The 202-nt window shown below is 43.6% G+C and carries 1 pseudogene; it reads left to right on the top strand.

Going from position 1 to position 202, the window contains the following annotated elements:
- Positions 1 to 202 (top strand): annotated as a pseudogene (locus tag UF75_RS29585) (sensor histidine kinase); the annotation flags it as partial.

The raw sequence follows: 202 nt of genomic DNA on the forward strand, positions 1-202 counted from the left end.
ATGACGTTGAAATTCAAGAACGAAAGGACCAAATTGTTAAATTCCTTCAGACAATGGTCCTAAGCAACAATCCGTTGGAGAATTTCGCCACAATTTCGCTTGGAATTCAGGTATTACAGGTAGTAATGGCCCCAATGGCAGATAAAGAAGGGGTAGGTGGACATGTCGCAGTTTTACGTGATGTCACCGCTTCTTTACGGGG

Source organism: Desulfosporosinus sp. I2 (genome assembly GCF_000960765.1).
GTDB lineage: Bacteria > Bacillota > Desulfitobacteriia > Desulfitobacteriales > Desulfitobacteriaceae > Desulfosporosinus.